The 17,939-nt window shown below is 73.3% G+C and carries 18 protein-coding genes; 12 read left to right on the forward strand and 6 right to left on the reverse strand.

Translation table 11 applies throughout. The features are described 5' to 3' along the window. Window positions 1-90 precede the first annotated feature (90 nt). From QQY24_RS11680 to QQY24_RS11695, 4 genes are all read left to right on the forward strand, one after another. Window positions 91-1,683: an acyl-CoA carboxylase subunit beta gene (locus tag QQY24_RS11680; protein ID WP_301972607.1), complete on the forward strand. Its 1,593-nt coding sequence runs from the start codon at window positions 91-93 to the stop codon at window positions 1,681-1,683. 17 nt (window positions 1,684-1,700) lie between these two features. Then, entirely contained in the window at window positions 1,701-1,910 is a 210-nt protein-coding gene (locus QQY24_RS11685) for an acyl-CoA carboxylase epsilon subunit (protein WP_301972608.1), read from the forward strand. A gap of 76 nt (window positions 1,911-1,986) precedes the next feature. Beyond that, window positions 1,987-2,115, forward strand: a complete 129-nt coding sequence (gene mmpB / locus QQY24_RS11690; protein WP_301972609.1) for a morphogenic membrane protein MmpB — start codon at window positions 1,987-1,989, stop codon at window positions 2,113-2,115. Between the two features lie 32 nt (window positions 2,116-2,147). Continuing rightward, the gene (locus QQY24_RS11695; RefSeq protein WP_301972610.1) at window positions 2,148-2,765 is read left to right on the forward strand and encodes a nucleoside triphosphate pyrophosphatase; all 618 of its coding nucleotides are present in this window, start codon (window positions 2,148-2,150) and stop codon (window positions 2,763-2,765) included. Here QQY24_RS11695 and QQY24_RS11700 read toward each other — a convergent pair. Next, window positions 2,737-3,318 carry a hypothetical protein gene (locus QQY24_RS11700; protein WP_301972611.1) on the reverse strand — a complete coding sequence of 194 codons (582 nt, stop codon included), beginning with the start codon at window positions 3,316-3,318 and terminating at the stop codon, window positions 2,737-2,739. The two genes, QQY24_RS11695 and QQY24_RS11700, sit on opposite strands and share 29 nt — an antisense overlap. 407 nt (window positions 3,319-3,725) lie before the next feature. Here QQY24_RS11700 and QQY24_RS11705 point away from each other — a divergent pair, with 407 nt between their 5' ends. Further along, window positions 3,726-5,498 carry a biotin carboxylase N-terminal domain-containing protein gene (locus QQY24_RS11705; protein ID WP_301972612.1) on the forward strand — a complete coding sequence of 591 codons (1,773 nt, stop codon included), beginning with the start codon at window positions 3,726-3,728 and terminating at the stop codon, window positions 5,496-5,498. Window positions 5,499-5,611: 113 nt separating this feature from the next. Here QQY24_RS11705 and QQY24_RS11710 read toward each other — a convergent pair whose 3' ends face one another. Then, the gene (locus QQY24_RS11710) at window positions 5,612-6,583 is read right to left on the reverse strand and encodes a DeoR/GlpR family DNA-binding transcription regulator (RefSeq protein WP_301972613.1); all 972 of its coding nucleotides are present in this window, start codon (window positions 6,581-6,583) and stop codon (window positions 5,612-5,614) included. Window positions 6,584-6,729: 146 nt separating this feature from the next. Further along, the gene (locus QQY24_RS11715) at window positions 6,730-8,178 is read right to left on the reverse strand and encodes an NAD(P)H-quinone dehydrogenase (protein WP_301972614.1); all 1,449 of its coding nucleotides are present in this window, start codon (window positions 8,176-8,178) and stop codon (window positions 6,730-6,732) included. Window positions 8,179-8,282: 104 nt separating this feature from the next. Between QQY24_RS11715 and QQY24_RS11720 the strand changes: the two genes are divergently transcribed. From QQY24_RS11720 to QQY24_RS11730, 3 genes are all read left to right on the forward strand, one after another. Beyond that, on the forward strand, window positions 8,283-8,720 hold the full coding sequence (locus tag QQY24_RS11720) for a gamma-glutamylcyclotransferase (protein ID WP_301972615.1): 438 nt from the start codon (window positions 8,283-8,285) through the stop codon (window positions 8,718-8,720). Between the two features lie 201 nt (window positions 8,721-8,921). After that, entirely contained in the window at window positions 8,922-9,746 is an 825-nt protein-coding gene (locus QQY24_RS11725; RefSeq protein ID WP_301972617.1) for a purine-nucleoside phosphorylase, read from the forward strand. Window positions 9,747-9,858: 112 nt separating this feature from the next. Next, the gene (locus QQY24_RS11730) at window positions 9,859-11,490 is read left to right on the forward strand and encodes a phospho-sugar mutase (protein WP_301972618.1); all 1,632 of its coding nucleotides are present in this window, start codon (window positions 9,859-9,861) and stop codon (window positions 11,488-11,490) included. A 79-nt stretch (window positions 11,491-11,569) separates the two neighbouring features. Here QQY24_RS11730 and QQY24_RS11735 read toward each other — a convergent pair whose 3' ends face one another. Continuing rightward, window positions 11,570-12,259, reverse strand: coding sequence for a PH domain-containing protein (locus QQY24_RS11735; protein WP_301972619.1), 690 nt, complete (start codon window positions 12,257-12,259; stop codon window positions 11,570-11,572). A gap of 136 nt (window positions 12,260-12,395) precedes the next feature. Between QQY24_RS11735 and deoC the strand changes: the two genes are divergently transcribed. The 3 genes from deoC to QQY24_RS11750 are packed head-to-tail and all read left to right on the forward strand — an operon-like array spanning window position 12,396 to window position 15,695. Further along, window positions 12,396-13,349, forward strand: coding sequence for a deoxyribose-phosphate aldolase (gene deoC, locus QQY24_RS11740; protein WP_301976218.1), 954 nt, complete (start codon window positions 12,396-12,398; stop codon window positions 13,347-13,349). A 5-nt stretch (window positions 13,350-13,354) separates the two neighbouring features. Then, window positions 13,355-14,794: an aldehyde dehydrogenase family protein gene (locus tag QQY24_RS11745; protein ID WP_301972621.1), complete on the forward strand. Its 1,440-nt coding sequence runs from the start codon at window positions 13,355-13,357 to the stop codon at window positions 14,792-14,794. Continuing rightward, complete coding sequence (locus QQY24_RS11750; RefSeq protein ID WP_301972623.1) at window positions 14,784-15,695, forward strand: aldehyde dehydrogenase family protein; 912 nt, start codon at window positions 14,784-14,786, stop codon at window positions 15,693-15,695. The genes QQY24_RS11745 and QQY24_RS11750 overlap by 11 nt, the downstream gene beginning before the upstream one ends. A gap of 117 nt (window positions 15,696-15,812) precedes the next feature. On the opposite strand, the gene QQY24_RS11755 is transcribed toward QQY24_RS11750, so the two are convergent. Beyond that, the gene (locus QQY24_RS11755; RefSeq protein ID WP_301972624.1) at window positions 15,813-16,214 is read right to left on the reverse strand and encodes a hypothetical protein; all 402 of its coding nucleotides are present in this window, start codon (window positions 16,212-16,214) and stop codon (window positions 15,813-15,815) included. Window positions 16,215-16,341: 127 nt separating this feature from the next. Between QQY24_RS11755 and QQY24_RS11760 the strand changes: the two genes are divergently transcribed. Next, window positions 16,342-17,004, forward strand: a complete 663-nt coding sequence (locus QQY24_RS11760; RefSeq protein WP_301972625.1) for a uridine kinase — start codon at window positions 16,342-16,344, stop codon at window positions 17,002-17,004. 132 nt (window positions 17,005-17,136) lie between these two features. Here the strand turns inward: QQY24_RS11760 and QQY24_RS11765 are convergent, their stop codons facing one another. Beyond that, window positions 17,137-17,913: a SigE family RNA polymerase sigma factor gene (locus QQY24_RS11765; RefSeq protein ID WP_301972626.1), complete on the reverse strand. Its 777-nt coding sequence runs from the start codon at window positions 17,911-17,913 to the stop codon at window positions 17,137-17,139. Window positions 17,914-17,939 lie beyond the last annotated feature (26 nt).

Raw genomic sequence — 17,939 nt, forward strand, 5'->3', positions numbered from 1 at the left:
AAACGCCGCACTGCTGACCGGCGACCCCGCCACTACGCTACGGATGAGTAATCGTCCCCCCTTTTGAGCAGGCAGGGAGCCGCGATCCCGATGTCCGAGCCGGAAGAGATCGACCTTCACACGACCGCGGGCAAGCTCGCGGACCTGCAGCGCCGGATCCACGAGGCGACGCACGCCGGCTCCGAGCGCGCCGTGGAGAAGCAGCACGCCAAGGGCAAACTGACGGCCCGTGAGCGCATCGAGCTCCTGCTCGACGAGGGGTCCTTCGTCGAGCTGGACGAGTTCGCGCAGCACCGGTCCACCCACTTCGGCCTGGAGCACAACCGCCCGTACGGCGACGGCGTCGTCACCGGGTACGGCACCGTCGACGGCCGCCCGGTCGCGGTGTTCTCGCAGGACTTCACCGTCTTCGGCGGGGCCCTCGGGGAGGTCTACGGGCAGAAGATCGTCAAGGTGATGGACTTCGCGCTGAAGACCGGCTGCCCGGTCATCGGCATCAACGACTCCGGCGGCGCCCGCATCCAGGAGGGAGTCGCCTCCCTCGGCGCGTACGGCGAGATCTTCCGCCGCAACACCCACGCCTCCGGCGTGATCCCGCAGATCAGCCTGGTCGTCGGCCCGTGCGCGGGCGGTGCGGTGTACTCGCCGGCCATCACCGACTTCACCGTCATGGTCGACCGGACCTCGCACATGTTCATCACCGGCCCGGACGTCATCAAGACGGTGACCGGTGAGGACGTCGGCTTCGAGGAGCTGGGCGGCGCCCGCACCCACAACACCGCCTCGGGCGTGGCCCACCACATGGCCGGGGACGAGAAGGACGCCATCGAGTACGTCAAGCAGCTGCTGTCGTACCTGCCGTCCAACAACCTCTCCGAGGCTCCCGTGTTCCCGGAGGAGGCGGACCTCTCCGTCACCGACGAGGACCGCGAGCTGGACACCGTCGTGCCGGACAGCGCGAACCAGCCGTACGACATGCACACGGTGATCGAACACGTCCTGGACGACGCCGAGTTCTTCGAGACGCAGGCCCTGTTCGCACCGAACATCCTCACCGGGTTCGGGCGGGTCGAGGGGCATCCGGTCGGCGTCGTCGCCAACCAGCCCCTGCAGTTCGCCGGCTGCCTGGACATCGACGCGTCGGAGAAGGCCGCGCGGTTCGTGCGCACCTGCGACGCGTTCAACGTCCCGGTGCTGACCTTCGTCGACGTGCCCGGCTTCCTGCCCGGCGTCGGCCAGGAGCACACCGGCATCATCCGGCGCGGTGCCAAGCTGATCTACGCCTACGCCGAGGCCACGGTCCCGCTGATCACCGTGATCACCCGCAAGGCCTTCGGCGGCGCCTACGACGTGATGGGCTCCAAGCACCTGGGCGCGGACCTCAACCTGGCCTGGCCGACCGCCCAGATCGCGGTCATGGGCGCCCAGGGCGCCGTCAACATCCTGCACCGCCGCACGATCGCCGAGGCCGAGGCCGGCGGCGACGCCGAGGCCACGCGGGCCCGGCTGATCCGGGAGTACGAGGACACCCTCCTCAACCCCTACGTCGCGGCCGGGCGGGGCTACGTCGACGCGGTGATCATGCCGTCCGACACCCGCGCCCACATCGTGCGGGGCCTGCGTCAGCTGCGCACCAAGCGGGAATCCCTGCCCCCGAAGAAGCACGGCAACATCCCCCTCTAGGCCTGTTGGGAGCCGTCATGAACATCAAGGTCGTACGGGGCAACCCGACCCCGGAGGAGTTGGCCGCCGCCCTGGCGGTGGTCCGCGCCCGCGCCGCGGCGGCCGCCGACCGGCCGTCCGGCGCGGCGGCTCCCCGTGACGCGTGGTCCGACCCGGCCCGCATCGCGGGCTCCCGCCTGCCCGGGCCGGGCCCGGTGTCCTGGGCCCGCACCTACTGGCCGGGCTAGACCGCGGGTTCGCCGGGCGCCGATCTGAGTACGCCTACTCAGGCGGGAGGCGCCCGGCGCACCGCACGCTGGGGGCATGCTGTGGTCGGACCCCGAGAACGAACCGCCCGAGGAACTGCGCGCCACGCAGGCGATGCTGCGGCGGCTCGGCCTCCTCGTGGCCCTGGCCATGGTGCTGGCGATGCTCGTGATCGGTCCGAGGTGAGCACGGCGGCGCCCCGCGGCTAATCTGGGCGCATGACCGCCGATCCGCGCCGCCGCCTCGTCCTCGCCTCCCAGTCCCCCGCCCGGCTGGGTCTGCTCCGCCAGGCGGGGCTCGCGCCCGAGGTGATCGTCAGCGGGGTCGACGAGGACGCCGTCACCGCGCCCACCCCGGCCGAGCTGGCGCTCGCCCTGGCCGAGGCCAAGGCCTCGGTGGTGGCGGCGCGGCCGGAGGTGCGGGGCGCCCTGGTGATCGGCTGCGACTCGGTGCTGGAGCTGGACGGACGGGCGCTCGGCAAGCCCGCGGACGCCGAGGAGGCCACCGCCCGCTGGAAGGCCATGCGCGGCCGGGCCGGCGTCCTGCAGACGGGTCACTGCGTCTGGGACACGGTGGCCGAGCGGCACGTGTCCGCGACCGCCTCCACCGTGGTCCGTTTCGGTGAGCCCACGGACGAGGAGGTCGCCGCGTACGTGGCCTCGGGCGAGCCCCTCCACGTCGCCGGGGCCTTCACCCTGGACGGCCGTTCGGCGCCGTTCGTCGAGGGCATCGAGGGCGACCACGGCAACGTGATCGGCATCAGCCTGCCCCTGGTGCGCCGGCTGCTGGCCGAGCTGGGCGTCGGCATCACGGAGTTGTGGGCGCCGACTCCGTGACCTGCGCGGGCACGGAGTCCTGCGGACCGTCGTCCCCGTCCCGCGGCTCGTCCCGGCGGCTGTGCGGTCCGTCAGCGGCCCGTGGGGCCTCCCGCGGCGCCGTCCCGGCCCGCGGGGCCCCGCCCTGTGCCGGGCCGCCCGGGGTGGCCCGCTCCGGGCCGCCCTCGCGGTCGTACGTCACCAGCAGCAGGACGATCAGCGCGAGCATGACCAGCATGAGGACGAACGCCAGCGGACCGACCGTGCTCAGGGCGAACGCGCCCAGCAGGGCGTGCACCACCGCGGCGCTGACCAGCACGACGCGTCCGAAGCCGGCGGGGGCCCGGTCGCGCACCGCGACGGTCGCGGCGACCAGGGCGCACAGGGCGAAGTAGAGGCCGAAGACCACCGCGCCGATCTTCGAGGACGTGGCCATCACGTCGGGGTCGAGGCCGGCCAGCGACATCTTCTGGCGGTCCACGACCACCGCGAGGAACCAGTTCAGCGCCGCGATGCCGCACGCCTCCGCCAGCAGGACGACCGCCACCACCCACGCCACCGGTCTGCGCACCACCGACCCCACCCACTTTCGCCCTCGGCCCCGAGCAGAGCTGCTGTTACCTGAAGTAAGCTCGATTTACCGCGCACGCTACAGGGAGGTCCCCCCTGCTCGTCAGAGCTTGTGGGAGGGTGGATCCCGGGGCAAGGGCCGGGGCCCGGGCAAAGATCCGTTGGGCCATTCGTAGGGACTCGACAAAGAAACGGAGTGGGCCGCAGCACGCCTTCACAGAGACCTTGACCACATGTCAGGGCTAGGGTTTCCCGGAGGAATCCTGCCGCGCCACGGTGCGACAAGGGTTTTCGCGGGTCGAGCGAGCCTCGCGTCACGCTCCGTGTGGGCAAGCTCACCAGTGAGGACGGGTCGATGCGCCGTGTCGGCAGTCCCTAAACTCTGCTTGTTCCAAGGAGGGAGCCTCAATCGTGCGCAAGGTGCTCATCGCCAACCGTGGCGAAATCGCTGTCCGCGTGGCCCGGGCCTGCCGGGATTCCGGGATCGCGAGCGTGGCCGTCTACGCCGACCCGGACCGGGACGCTCTGCATGTCCGCGCCGCGGATGAGGCGTTCGCCCTGGGCGGTGACACTCCGGCCACCAGTTATCTCGACATCGAGAAGGTGCTGAACGCCGCACGCGAGTCCGGTGCGGACGCCGTCCATCCCGGCTACGGCTTCCTCTCGGAGAACGCCGAGTTCGCGCAGGCGGTCCTCGACGCCGGCCTGATCTGGATCGGCCCGCCCCCGCAGGCCATCCGCGACCTGGGCGACAAGGTGGCGGCCCGGCACATCGCCCAGCGCGCCGGCGCGCCCCTGGTGGCCGGCACGCCCGACCCGGTGTCCGGCGCCGACGAGGTCGTCGCCTTCGCCGAGGAGAACGGCCTGCCGATCGCCATCAAGGCCGCCTTCGGCGGCGGCGGCCGCGGCCTGAAGGTCGCCCGCACCCTCGAAGAGATCCCGGAGCTGTACGACTCGGCCGTCCGCGAGGCGGTCGCCGCCTTCGGCCGCGGCGAGTGCTTCGTCGAGCGCTACCTCGACCGGCCCCGCCACGTGGAGACCCAGTGCCTGGCCGACAAGCACGGCAACGTGGTCGTCGTCTCCACCCGTGACTGCTCCCTGCAGCGCCGCCACCAGAAGCTGGTGGAGGAGGCCCCCGCGCCGTTCCTGTCCGAGGAGCAGGTCGCCGAGCTGTACCGCGCCTCCAAGGCCATCCTGAAGGAGGCCGGCTACGAGGGTGCCGGCACCTGCGAGTTCCTGGTCGGCCAGGACGGCACGATCTCCTTCCTGGAGGTGAACACCCGCCTCCAGGTGGAGCACCCGGTCACCGAGGAGGTCGCCGGCATCGACCTGGTCCGCGAGATGTTCCGCATCGCCGACGGCGAACCGCTCGGCTACGACGACCCGCCGCTGCGCGGCCACTCCTTCGAGTTCCGCATCAACGGCGAGGACCCGGGCCGCAACTTCCTCCCGGCCCCCGGCACGGTCACCAGGTTCGACCCGCCGGCGGGTCCCGGCGTCCGCCTGGACGCGGGCGTGGAGGCCGGCTCGGTCATCGGCCCGGCCTGGGACTCCCTGCTGGCCAAGCTCGTCGTCACCGGCCGCACCCGCAAGGAGGCCCTGGAGCGGGCCTCCCGCGCCCTGGAGGAGTTCCAGGTCGAGGGCATGGCGACGGCGATCCCGTTCCACCGCGTGGTGGTGAGGGACCCGGCGTTCGCCCCGGAGCTGACCGGCTCCAGCGACCCGTTCACGGTGCACACCCGCTGGATCGAGACGGAGTTCGTCAACGAGATCAAGCCGTTCGCCGCGGCCGCCGACACCGAGGCGGACGAGGAGACGGGCCGCGAGACGGTCGTCGTCGAGGTCGGCGGCAAGCGCCTGGAGGTCTCCCTCCCGGCCTCCCTGGGCATGACCCTGGCCCGCACGGGCCTGGCGGCCGGCGCCAAGCCCAAGCGCCGCGCGGCCAAGAAGTCCGGCCCGGTGGCCTCCGGCGACACCCTCGCCTCCCCGATGCAGGGCACGATCGTCAAGATCGCGGTCGAGGAGGGCCAGGAGGTCAGCGAGGGCGACCTGATCGTGGTCCTGGAGGCCATGAAGATGGAGCAGCCCCTCAACGCCCACAAGGCCGGCACCATCAAGGGCCTGACCGCGGTGGTCGGCGCCTCGGTGACGTCGGGCGCGGCCATCTGCGAGATCAAGGACTGAGCCCGGCACCGCCTCACACCGACGCCCGGTGGACCCGTAGGGTCGGCCGGGCGTCCGGCTCTCCCGGACGCCCTCCGCGGCGTCTCGCGGTGCCGGCCGCCCCCGGGGCCCCGCTACCGCCGGCGCAGGTCCGCGACGCGTCCCCGTTCGGTTCCCGCGGAGGGCTGTTCCGACAGCACGCCCCGCAGCGCGCCCCCGGGCACCTGTCCCCGCCGGGGGCCGGGCAGGGCCCGCTGCTGGCGTGCCGTGGGCCCCGGCTCACCCCCGGGGTTCCCGCCGGCCCCCGCCACGGCGATCTGCACCCCCTGGTCGGCGAGGGCCTGCAACTCCGTGGCGGCCCGGTCGTCGTGGGCCGGGGGTTCGTCGGTGACCAGGCGGGCGATGAGGTCGGTCGGCACCGTCTGGAACATCGTGTCCGTGCCGAGCTTGGTGTGGTCGGCGAGGATCACGACCTCGGCGGCGGCCTGGACGAGCGCGCGGTCCACGGACGCGGAGAGCATGTTGGACGTGGACAGCCCGCGCTCGGCGGTCAGGCCGCTGCCGGAGAGGAAGGCCCTGGAGACCCGCAGGCCCTGCAGGGACTGCTCGGCGCCGGAACCGACGAGGGCGTAGTTGGAGCCGCGCAGGGTGCCGCCGGTCATCACGACCTCCACCCGGTTGGCGTGGGCCAGCGCCTGGGCGACCAGGAGGGAGTTGGTGACGACGGTCAGGCCGGGGACGCGCGCGAGCCGGCGGGCCAGTTCCTGCGTGGTGGTGCCCGCGCCGACCACGATGGCCTCGCCCTCTTCGACGAGGCCCGCGGCGAGGTCGGCGATGGCCGTCTTCTCGGCGGTCGCGAGATGGGACTTCTGCGGAAAGCCGGACTCCCGCGTGAACCCGCCGGGCAGCACCGCACCACCGTGCCGGCGGTCGAGGAGTCCTTCTGCCTCCAGTGCGCGCACGTCCCGCCGTACGGTCACTTCGGAGGTCTGGACGACGCGGGCGAGTTCACGGAGCGACACGGCCCCGTTCGCTCGCACCATTTCGAGGATCAATTGGCGACGTTCTGCAGCGAACACGAAACTGACAGTAACGCCAACGACCATCTACTTTCAGCGGTTTGCACCGAATAGCAGAAGTTGTTCACATGACGGGGCGGAAAGTGGTATAGCACCCGTTCCGCCCCGCCGTGCCGGTCGGTGATCAGACAACTCCCCGCAACCGACGGGGAGTTGGCGCCGCCCGGGCCGGGTCAGCCCTCCGCGCCCGCCTTGCTCGTGTGCAGCTGCCGGGCCACCTCGGCGATCGATCCCGAAAGGGAGGGGTAGACCGTGAAGGCGCTCGCGATCTGCTGGACCGTCAGGTTGTTGTCGACGGCGATCGAGATGGGGTGGATGAGTTCCGAGGCGCGCGGGGCCACGACCACACCGCCCACGACGATCCCGGTGCCCGGGCGGGCGAAGATCTTGACGAAGCCGTCCCGGATGCCCTGCATCTTCGCGCGCGGGTTGCGCAGCAGCGGCAGCTTGACCGCGCGCGCGTCGATCCTGCCGGCGTCGACGTCGGCCTGCGTGTAGCCGACGGTGGCGATCTCGGGGTCGGTGAAGACGTTGGAGGAGACCGTCTTCAGGTCCAGCGGGGTCACCGCGTCGCCGAGGAAGTGGTACATGGCGATGCGGCCCTGCATGGCGGCGACGGACGCGAGGGCGAAGACACCGGTGACGTCACCGGCCGCGTACACGCCGGGAGCGGTCGTCCGCGAGACCTTGTCGGTCCAGATGTGACCGGACTCGCGCACCTTGACGCCGGCCTCCTCCAGACCGAGGTTCGCGCTGTTCGGGATGGCACCGACGGCCATCAGGCAGTGGCTGCCGCCGATCACGCGGCCGTCGGCGAGGGTGACCTCGACCCGGTCGCCGACGCGCTTGGCGGACTGCGCGCGGGAGCGGGCCATCACGTTCATGCCGCGGCGCCGGAAGACGTCCTCCAGGACGGCGGCGGCGTCCGGGTCCTCGCCCGGCAGCACGCGGTCGCGCGAGGAGACGAGCGTGACCTTGGAGCCGAGGGCCTGGTAGGCGCCGGCGAACTCGGCGCCGGTCACGCCGGAGCCGACCACGATCAGCTCTTCCGGCAGCTCGGTGAGGTCGTAGACCTGGGTCCAGTTCAGGATGCGCTCGCCGTCGGGCCGGGCGTCGGGCAGCTCGCGCGGGTGGGCGCCGGTGGCGATGAGGACGGCGTCGGCGGTGAGGATCTCCTCGGTGCCGTCGGCGGCGGTGACCACGACCCGGCGGGAGCCGTCGAGGGCCTGCATGCCGTCGAGCCGGCCGCGGCCGCGCATGACCCGGGCGCCGGCGCGCGTGACCGAGGCGGTGATGTCGTGGGACTGGGCGAGCGCGAGGCGCTTGACCCGGCGGTTCACCTTGCCGAGGTCCACGCCGACCACCCGGGCCGCCTGCTCCAGCGGCGGGGTGTCGTCGGCGACGATGATGCCCAGTTCCTCGTAGGAGGAGTCGAAGGTGGTCATCACCTCGGCCGTGGCGATGAGGGTCTTCGACGGCACGCAGTCGGTCAGCACCGACGCCCCGCCCAGTCCGTCGCAGTCCACGACGGTCACCTCCGCGCCGAGCTGAGCGGCCACCAGCGCCGCTTCGTATCCGCCGGGTCCGCCACCGATGATCACGATCCGAGTCACGTACCCCATTGTCCCGCACGGCGCGAGGTGCCACGGCCCGGGGGCACACCCCTGTGACGCACGGGGCCCGTGGGAGCCGAGTGACACGCGGTGGACTGCCGTACCCTCTCCCCATGTCGCTCTATGCCGCCTACGCCGGCAACCTCGACGCCCGGCTGATGTCCCGCCGCGCCCCGCACTCCCCGCTGCGTGCCGTCGGCTGGCTGAGCGGCTGGCGGCTGACCTTCGGCGGCGAGCAGCTGGGCTGGGAGGGCGCGCTGGCCACGATCGTCGAGGAGCCCGGGGCCCAGGTCTTCGTCGGCCTGTACGACCTCGCCCCGCTGGACGAGGAGTCGCTGGACCGCTGGGAGGGCGTCGGCCTCGGCATCTACCGGCGGGTCCGGGTCCGCGCGCACACGCTGGAGGGCGAGGAGCCGGCGTGGGCGTACGTGCTGAACGGCTACGAGGGCGGCCTGCCCTCGGCCCGCTACCTCGGCGAGGTCGCCGACGCCGCCGAGTCCGCCGGGGCGCCCCACGACTACGTGATGGAACTGCGCAAGCGCCCCTGCTGAACCGCGCCGGGTGCCCGGCGGGGCCGCGCGGCAGCGGTCGGCGGGGGCCCGGTGGGCGCGCCGGCGGGCCCCGGCGGGGCGTGCCGACGGGGCTTTGCGGCGGTTCGCCCCGCCGGTCGCGGGGAACGACAAGACAACGATCGCATTCCCGTGGACTCTCTCATCTACGCGCGTAGGCGAAGACCAGCTACCCTCATCGGCGTGAACGCATCTCTTCTTCCGGACGACATCCAGGGCGACCCCTACGCCGCCGCCGACGCCGCCGCCGCGCGCCTGCGCGAACTCACCGGCGCCGAGACCCACGACGTCGCCCTCGTGATGGGCTCCGGCTGGGCTCCGGCCGTCGACGCGCTGGGCGCCCCCGACGCCGAGTTCCAGGTCACCGAGGTGCCCGGCTTCCCGCCGCCGGTGGTCGAGGGGCACGGCGGCAAGATCCGCTCGTACTCCTCCGGTGGCAAGCGCGCGCTGGTGTTCCTGGGCCGCACGCACTACTACGAGGGACGCGGCGTGGCCGCCGTGGCGCACGGCGTGCGCACCGCCGTCGCCGCCGGCTGCAAGACCGTGGTCCTCACCAACGGCTGCGGCGGCCTGCGCCAGGGCATGCGCCCCGGCCAGCCGGTGCTGATCAGCGACCACATCAACCTGACGGCGACCTCGCCGATCGTCGGCGCCAACTTCGTCGACCTGACGGACCTGTACTCGCCGCGGCTGCGCGCCCTGTGCAAGGAGATCGACCCCACCTTGGAGGAGGGCGTCTACGCGCAGTTCCCCGGCCCGCACTACGAGACCCCGGCCGAGATCCGCATGGCCCGTGTGATCGGCGCCGACCTGGTCGGCATGTCCACGGTCCTGGAGGCCATCGCCGCGCGCGAGGCGGGCGCCGAGGTGCTGGGCATCTCCCTGGTCACCAACCTCGCGGCGGGCATGACGGGGGAACCCCTCAACCACGAGGAGGTCCTCCAGGCCGGCCGCGACTCGGCGGCCCGGATGGGCTCGCTGCTGGCCCGGGTACTGGACAAGCTGTAACCGCGACCGCGCCCGGCCGGACCGGACCGGTGGCGGGGCGAACGGGCGGAACGGGGGTCCGGGGGCGGGGTCCCCGGGTACCGCACACGGACAAGGAGAGGTTGACCACGACGTGCACGACGATCTCATCGCCAGGGCCACCGCATGGCTCGCCGAGGACCCCGACCCGGAGACCCGCGACGAACTCGCCGGGCTGATCCGGGCGGGGGACGCCGGCGAACTCTCCGCGCGCTTCGGCGGCACCCTCCGGTTCGGCACCGCGGGCCTGCGCGGGGAACTGGGCGCCGGCCCGATGCGCATGAACCGCGCCGTCGTCATCCGCGCCGCCGCCGGCCTGGCCGCGTACCTGAAGAAGGACGGCCGGACCGACGGACCCGTCGTCATCGGTTACGACGCCCGCCACAAGTCCGCCGACTTCGCCCGGGACACCGCGGCCGTGATGACCGGCGCGGGCCTGCGCGCGGCGGTCCTGCCCCGCCCGCTGCCCACCCCCGTCCTGGCCTTCGCCGTCCGGCACCTGGGCGCGGTCGCGGGCGTGGAGGTCACCGCCAGCCACAACCCGCCCCGCGACAACGGCTACAAGGTCTACCTGGGCGACGGCTCCCAGATCGTGCCGCCCGCCGACGCGGAGATCGCCGCCGAGATCGACGCCATCGCCTCGCTGCACGACGTGCCCCGCCCGGACGGCGGCTGGGAGACCCTGGACGACGCGGTCCTGGACGCCTATCTGGCCCGCACGGACGCCGTGCTGGCCGCGGGCTCCCCGCGCACGGCCCGTACCGTCTACACGGCGATGCACGGCGTCGGCAGGGACGTCCTGCTGGCCGCCTTCGCCCGCGCCGGCTTTCCCGAGCCGGTGCTGGTCGCCGAGCAGGCCGACCCGGACCCGGACTTCCCGACCGTCGCCTTCCCCAACCCGGAGGAGCCGGGCGCGATGGACCTGGCGTTCGCGCGGGCCCGGGCGGCGGACCCCGACCTGGTCATCGCCAACGACCCGGACGCGGACCGCTGCGCCGTCGCCGTCAGGGACGGGGACGACTGGCGGATGCTGCGCGGCGACGAGGTGGGCGCGCTCCTCGCCGCCCACCTGGTGGACCGCGGGGCGACCGGCACGTTCGCCGAGTCGATCGTCTCCTCCTCCCTGCTGGGCCGCATCGCCGGGAGGGCGGGACTGCCCCACGAGGAGACGCTCACCGGCTTCAAGTGGATCGCCCGCGTGCCGGGCCTGCGCTACGGCTACGAGGAGGCCCTCGGCTACTGCGTGGACCCCGAGGGCGTGCGCGACAAGGACGGCATCACGGCGGCCCTGCTGATCACGGAACTGGCCTCGCGGCTGAAGGAGGAGGGCCGCACCCTCCTCGACCTGCTGGACAACCTCGCCGTGGAGCACGGTCTGCACGCCACCGACCAGTTGTCGGTCCGCGTCCAGGACCTCTCCGTCATCTCCGACGCGATGCGCCGCCTGCGCGAGCACCCGCCGGCCGTGCTGGCGGGCCTGCCCGTCACCCGCTCCGAGGACCTGAGCCTGGGCGCCGGCGCCCTGCCGCCGACTGACGGCCTGCGCTACACCCTGGACGGCGCCCGCGTGATCGTGCGCCCCAGCGGCACCGAGCCGAAACTGAAGTGCTACCTGGAGGTCGTCGTGCCGGCCCCCGCCCACGCCGACCTCCCGGCGGCCCGCATCCGGGCGGCGGAACTGCTCGCCGCCGTCAAGCGGGACCTCGCCGCGGCCGCGGGCATCTGAGCGCCGGGGTGCCCCCCGCCCGGGGGCGCCCCGCGCCGCGGGGGCGGAGCCGCGTGCAGCGCCGCCCCGGGGCGGAACCTCAGCCCGTGGCGAGCAGGACCGCCAGCAGGACCGCCCCCGCGACCGCCGGCGCGACCACCTCGTACGCCCAGCGGACCGTGACCTCGCCCCGGGCCGTCTCCGTCCCGCCGCGGCGCTCCAGCAGGTCGCGCAGGTCGGTCATGATCTGGTCGGACTCCGCGCGGGCCGGGCCGGCGAAGGCGTCGGAGGTGCTGTAGCCGCCGGGGATGCCGAGGCCGTCGCGGCCGAACCCGCCGCGGCTGCCGCTCCGCAGCGTGGCCGCCGCGCGGGTCTGGCGGCGGGCCGCCTTCCGGCGGGCGCGCAGCGAGACGGGGACGGCCCACAGCTGGTACTTGGCGCCGGACCGGGTGACGACCTCGTTGGTGTAGCGGGAGCGCAGGGACGCGATCTCGCCCCAGGGCAGGACGATCACCCGGAAGGGGTTGCGGATCCGCAGCCGGTCGACGCCGGCGAAGACCGCCGGCCGGAAGGTGAAGGCGATCACCAGCGGCACGACGAGGATCAGGCCGGCGAGCGCCAGCCACGGCGTGCGCCCGTGGCCGCGGAACAGCGCGTCGAAGCCGAGCCAGCCGACGAGCACGAGCAGCAGTGCACCGGCCACGAGCGCCAGGGGCGAGCGGTAGATCCGGTCCTTGGCGGTGGGCACCGGGGGCGGTGGCGCGGGTGACTGGTGGTCCGGGGTCGTCATGGGTTCGATTCTGCCCCACGGCCGCGACCGCGGGCCGACCCGCCCGGGGCCGGTGCGGAGCGCCGCCCGCGCGGGCGGCGGACCGCTTCCCGGGGTGTACAGCCGCTACGCGCGTAGATATGCTCGTCTGGTGACCATGTCCACCACCGCACCCCACTCACTCGCCGACGTCACCGCGTCCGACGGCACGCTGCGCCGCTTCCTCCACGGGCTGCCCGGCGTCGACGCGGTCGGCCTGGAGGCACGCGCCGCGTCCCTCGGCACCCGTTCCATCAAGACCACCGCGAAGGCCTACGCCATCGACCTCGCCATCTCGATGGTCGACCTGACGACGCTGGAAGGCGCGGACACCCCGGGCAAGGTCCGGGCGCTCGGCGCCAAGGCGGTGCGTCCCGACCCGACGGACCGGACGGCCCCCGCCACCGCGGCCGTCTGCGTCTACCCCGACATGGTGGCCGTCGCCAAGGAGGCCGTCGCCGGCTCCGGGGTGAAGGTCGCCTCGGTCGCCACCGCCTTCCCGGCCGGCCGCGCCGCCCTCGGCGTCAAGCTGGCCGACGTGCGCGACGCCGTCGCCGCGGGCGCCGACGAGATCGACATGGTCATCGACCGGGGCGCGTTCCTTGCGGGCAGGTACCTGAAGGTCCACGACGAGATCGTCGCCGTGAAGGAGGCCTGCGGCACCAGTGCCCGGCTGAAGGTCATCTTCGAGACCGGCGAGCTGTCGACGTACGACAACATCCGCCGGGCGAGCTGGCTGGGCATGCTGGCGGGCGCCGACTTCATCAAGACGTCCACCGGCAAGGTCGCCGTCAACGCGACGCCCGCCAACACCCTGCTGATGCTGGAGGCGGTGCGCGACTTCCGCGCCCAGACCGGCGTCCAGGTCGGCGTGAAGCCCGCGGGCGGCATCCGCACGAGCAAGGACGCGGTCAAGTTCCTGGTCCTGGTCAACGAGACCGCGGGCGAGGACTGGCTGGACGACCACTGGTTCCGCTTCGGCGCCTCCTCACTGCTCAACGACCTGCTGATGCAGCGTCAGAAGCTGGCCACCGGCCGCTACTCCGGCCCCGACTACGTGACGGTGGACTGATCACCATGGCATCCGCATTCGAGTACGCGCCGGCACCCGAGTCCCGGTCCGTCGTCGACATCGCCCCCTCCTACGGCCTGTTCATCGACGGCGAGTTCGCCGAGGCGGCCGGCGGCCAGGTCTTCAAGAGCGTCTCGCCGTCCACCGAGGAGGTCCTCTCGGAGGTCGCCCGGGCCGGCGCCGAGGACGTCGACCGCGCGGTGCGCGCCGCCCGCGCGGCGTTCGGGAAGTGGTCGGCGCTGCCGGGCGCCGAGCGCGCCAAGTACCTGTTCCGCATCGCCCGCATCGTCCAGGAGCGCAGCCGTGAGCTGGCCGTCCTGGAGACGCTGGACAACGGCAAGCCGATCAGGGAGACCCGCGACACGGACCTCCCGCTGGTCGCCGCGCACTTCTTCTACTACGCGGGCTGGGCCGACAAGCTCGACCACGCCGGTTTCGGCCCGCACCCGAAGCCGCTGGGCGTGGCCGGCCAGGTCATCCCGTGGAACTTCCCGCTGCTGATGCTGGCCTGGAAGGTCGCCCCCGCGCTCGCCACCGGCAACACGGTCGTCCTGAAGCCGGCGGAGACCACGCCCCTGTCCGCGCTCTTCTTCGCCGACGTCTGCCGCCAGGCGGGCCTGCCGAGGGGCGTCGTCAACATCCTCCCCGGCTACGGCGACGCGGGCGCCGCGCTCGTCGCCCACCCGGACGTGGACAAGGTCGCCTTCACGGGCTCCACGGCCGTCGGCAAGGAGATCGCCCGCACGGTCGCGGGCACGCGGAAGAAGCTCACCCTCGAACTGGGCGGCAAGGGCGCCAACATCGTCTTCGACGACGCCCCGGTCGACCAGGCCGTCGAGGGCATCGTCGACGGCATCTTCTTCAACCAGGGCCAGGTCTGCTGCGCGGGCTCGCGCCTGCTGGTCCAGGAGTCGGTCCACGACGAGGTGCTGGACGCCCTCAAGCGCCGCCTGTCCACCCTGCGCCTCGGCGACCCGCTGGACAAGAACACCGACATCGGCGCGATCAACTCCGCCGAGCAGCTGGCCCGGATCACCGCGCTCGCCGACCAGGGCGAGGCGGAGGGCGCCGAACGCTGGTCCCCGGCCTGCGAACTGCCCTCCTCCGGCTACTGGTTCGCACCGACGCTGTTCACGGGCGTCACCCAGGCGCACACCATCGCCCGCGACGAGATCTTCGGCCCGGTGCTGTCCGTCCTGACCTTCCGCACGCCCGACGAGGCGGTCGCCAAGGCGAACAACACCCCGTACGGCCTGTCGGCGGGCATCTGGACGGAGAAGGGCTCCCGCATCCTGGCCGTCGCGAGCAGGCTGCGCGCCGGTGTCGTCTGGTCCAACACGTTCAACAAGTTCGACCCCACCTCGCCGTTCGGCGGCTACAAGGAGTCGGGCTTCGGCCGCGAGGGCGGCCGCCACGGCCTGGAGGCGTACCTCGATGTCCGATAAGACGGAAAAGATCGAAAAGACCGGGCGGCTCTCCGTCCCCAAGACCTACAAGCTGTACGTCGGCGGGAAGTTCCCGCGTTCCGAGAGCGGCCGGGTGTACGAGGTGACGGACTCGCAGGGCAAGTGGCTGGCCAACGCGCCCCTCTCCTCCCGCAAGGACGCCCGGGACGCGGTCGTGGCCGCGCGCAGGGCGTTCGGCGGCTGGTCCGGCGCGACGGCGTACAACCGGGGCCAGGTCCTGTACCGGGTCGCGGAGATGCTGGAGGGCCGCCGCGACCAGTTCGTGCGCGAGGTGGCCGCCGCGGAGGGCCTGTCGAAGCCGAGGGCGGCGGTGGTCGTCGACGCGGCCGTGGACCGCTGGGTCTGGTACGCGGGCTGGACCGACAAGATCGCGCAGGTGATCGGCGGTGCCAACCCGGTCGCGGGCCCGTTCTTCAACCTCTCCTCCCCGGAGCCGACCGGCGTGGTCGCCGTGCTGGCCCCGCAGGAGTCGTCCTTCCTCGGCCTGGTCTCCGTCGTCGCCCCGGTGATCGCCACCGGCAACACCGCGGTCGTCGTGGCCTGTGCGAAGGCCCCGCTGCCCGCCCTCTCCCTGGGCGAGGTGCTGGCCACCTCCGACGTCCCCGGCGGCGTGGTCAACGTCCTGTCCGGGCGCACGGCGGAGATCGCCGCACCGCTGGCCGCGCACCAGGACGTCAACGCGATCGACCTCGCGGGCGCCGACGAGGCGCTGGCGAAGGAACTGGAGATCGCGGCGGCGGACAACCTCAAGCGGGTCCTGCGCCCACAGGCCGTGGACTACTTCGAGACGCCCGGCACCGAGCGCATGACGGCGTTCCTGGAGACCAAGACGGTCTGGCACCCGACGGGGGCGCTGGGCGCCTCGGGTTCGTCGTACTGAGCGCACCGGGTTCGTCGTACCGCGGCGCGCCCGCCGGGGCTGTTGTCCCGAGCGGGCGCCGGCCGCGGGAGCACCGGAGGCCGCCGCCGGCGGCCCGGGGTCCCCGGCCGGGCGCCCTCAGCCGGCCGGCGTCCCCAGCAGCCGCCCGGCCACCGGCACGCTGCCGAACGACGGCGCCTGCGCCACGGGGCCCGTCAGCATCCGGGACGTCACCGGCTTGAAGTCGGCGACCTGGGTGCCCACCTCGTTGTCCAGCGGGTCCACGCCGGTGCCCGCGAGCGGGTTCGGCTTGAGGCCGGCGACGGGTCCGGTGACGTGGCCCACGGCGCCCCCCAGGGCGCGCGTACCCGCCCGGGGGCCGGTGTGGCCGGTGCCCAGGGGGCCGTGGTCCACGCCCGCGGCCGGCAGCGGGTCGGCGGACGCCGTCGCCGCGCCCGCCCCCAGGGCGGCCGCGGCCGCCGCGAGGGCGATCAGGGCGCGCCGCGCGGTCGGGTGCGGGGAGGAAGTGTGTCGGGCCATCGCTGGTGCCACCTTCTGGTGCGCAGGGTGATGAGGTCGACACGAAGGGTAGTTGAGGTGGGGCTCACGCTCAAAAGCCGACCCGCGGGGTCGGCAGGCGGGCCGCCATGCGTCAAACTGGTGTTCCGTGAGCCTTCATCTCCCGTCCTCCGCCCGCGTCGTGCTGCTGTGCGGCCCCTCGGGCTCGGGCAAGTCCCTCGTCGCCGCCCGTTCCGGGCTCCCCGTGCTGCGCCTCGACGACTTCTACAAGGAGGGCGGCGACCCGACGCTGCCACTGGTGGACGGGAGTTCGGACATCGACTGGGACCATCCGCTGTCGTGGGACGCGGACGTCGCGGTCGAGGCGATCACCCGGCTGTGCGCCACGGGATCGACGTCCGTGCCGGTGTACGACATCGCGCTCAGCGCCCGCACCGGCGCGGAGACGCTGAGCATCGGCCGCACCCCGCTGTTCATCGCGGAGGGCATCTTCGCCGCGGAGATCGTCGGGCGCTGCCGGGACCTCGGGGTGCTGGCGGACGCGCTCTGCCTGACCCGCGGACCGGTCACCACCTTCCGCCGGCGCTTCCTGCGGGACCTGAAGGAGGGCCGCAAGTCGGTGCCCTTCCTGCTGCGCCGCGGCTGGCGGCTGATGCGCGCCGAGCGCACGATCGTCGCCCGCCAGGTCTCCCTGGGCGCCCACCCCTGCGACCGGGACGAGGCGCTGGACCGGCTGGCGGCGGCCGGGCGGCGCGCCCCCGGACACGCCCCCGGGCGGGCGTCCGAGCAGGCACCGGCGCAGGCGTCGTAGCCGTGTGACGGCCGTGCACGGCGCAGCGGGACCGGTCGGCCCCCGGCCCACCGGTCCCGCTGTCGCGCTCCCCCGTTCTCCCCCGTGGGCCCACCCTCCGGTGGTCCCCGCTCCCCCGCTTCCCCCGTACCTTCAGGCGACCAGTTCGCCGAAGGCGTCCTCCTCGTCACGGCCGAAGCTGAGGACCTGGTCCTCGCGCAGCCGGCGCAGCGAGCGCCAGATGCTGGACTTCACCGTGCCGACGCTGATGCCGAGTATGTCCGCGATCTCCGGGTCCGTGCGGCCCTCGTAGTAGCGCAGGACCAGCATGGTGCGCTGCGGCTCGGGCAGCCGGGCCAGCGCCTGCCACAGGACCGCGCGCAGCTCGGTGCCGCGCATCGCGTCCGTCCCGCCGGGCGTCTCCGGCAGTTCCTCGGTCGGGTACTCGTTGAGCTTGCGCCGCCGCCAGGCGCTGATGTGCAGGTTGGTCATGGTGCGGCGGAGGTATCCGCCGACGGCCGCCTTGTCGCTGATGCGGTCCCACGCCCGGTAGGTCGAGAACAGCGCGCTCTGCAGCAGGTCCTCGGCCTCGAAGCGGTCACCGGTCAGGTGGTAGGCGGTGGCGTACAGGGAGGCGCGGCGTTCCTGGACGTAGGCGGTGAACTCCGCCTCCGCCTGCGAACGGCGCTCCCCCGGGTCCTCCCCGTACGCGGTTCCCTCGTGCGTCCCCTCCGTCTGCGCGTCGACCACCGTCATGCAACCGGTGTGCTGACGCCCGGTACCGCGGGCGCACCCCCGTCCCGCGCCGGGCTCCCGGCCCCGCTCGATCAGGGAGGTGCTCCCACCGGTGCCGGCCTTCTCGGGCCCCCGGTGCACGTCGTGCAGACGCGTGACCACTGCGCTGGTGCTCATGCCGTGCGGCGTGTTCATCTCGCGCTCCCCGTGGTCGACTTCCG

Origin of the sequence: Streptomyces sp. TG1A-8 (genome assembly GCF_030499535.1) — a bacterium.
GTDB lineage: Bacteria > Actinomycetota > Actinomycetes > Streptomycetales > Streptomycetaceae > Streptomyces.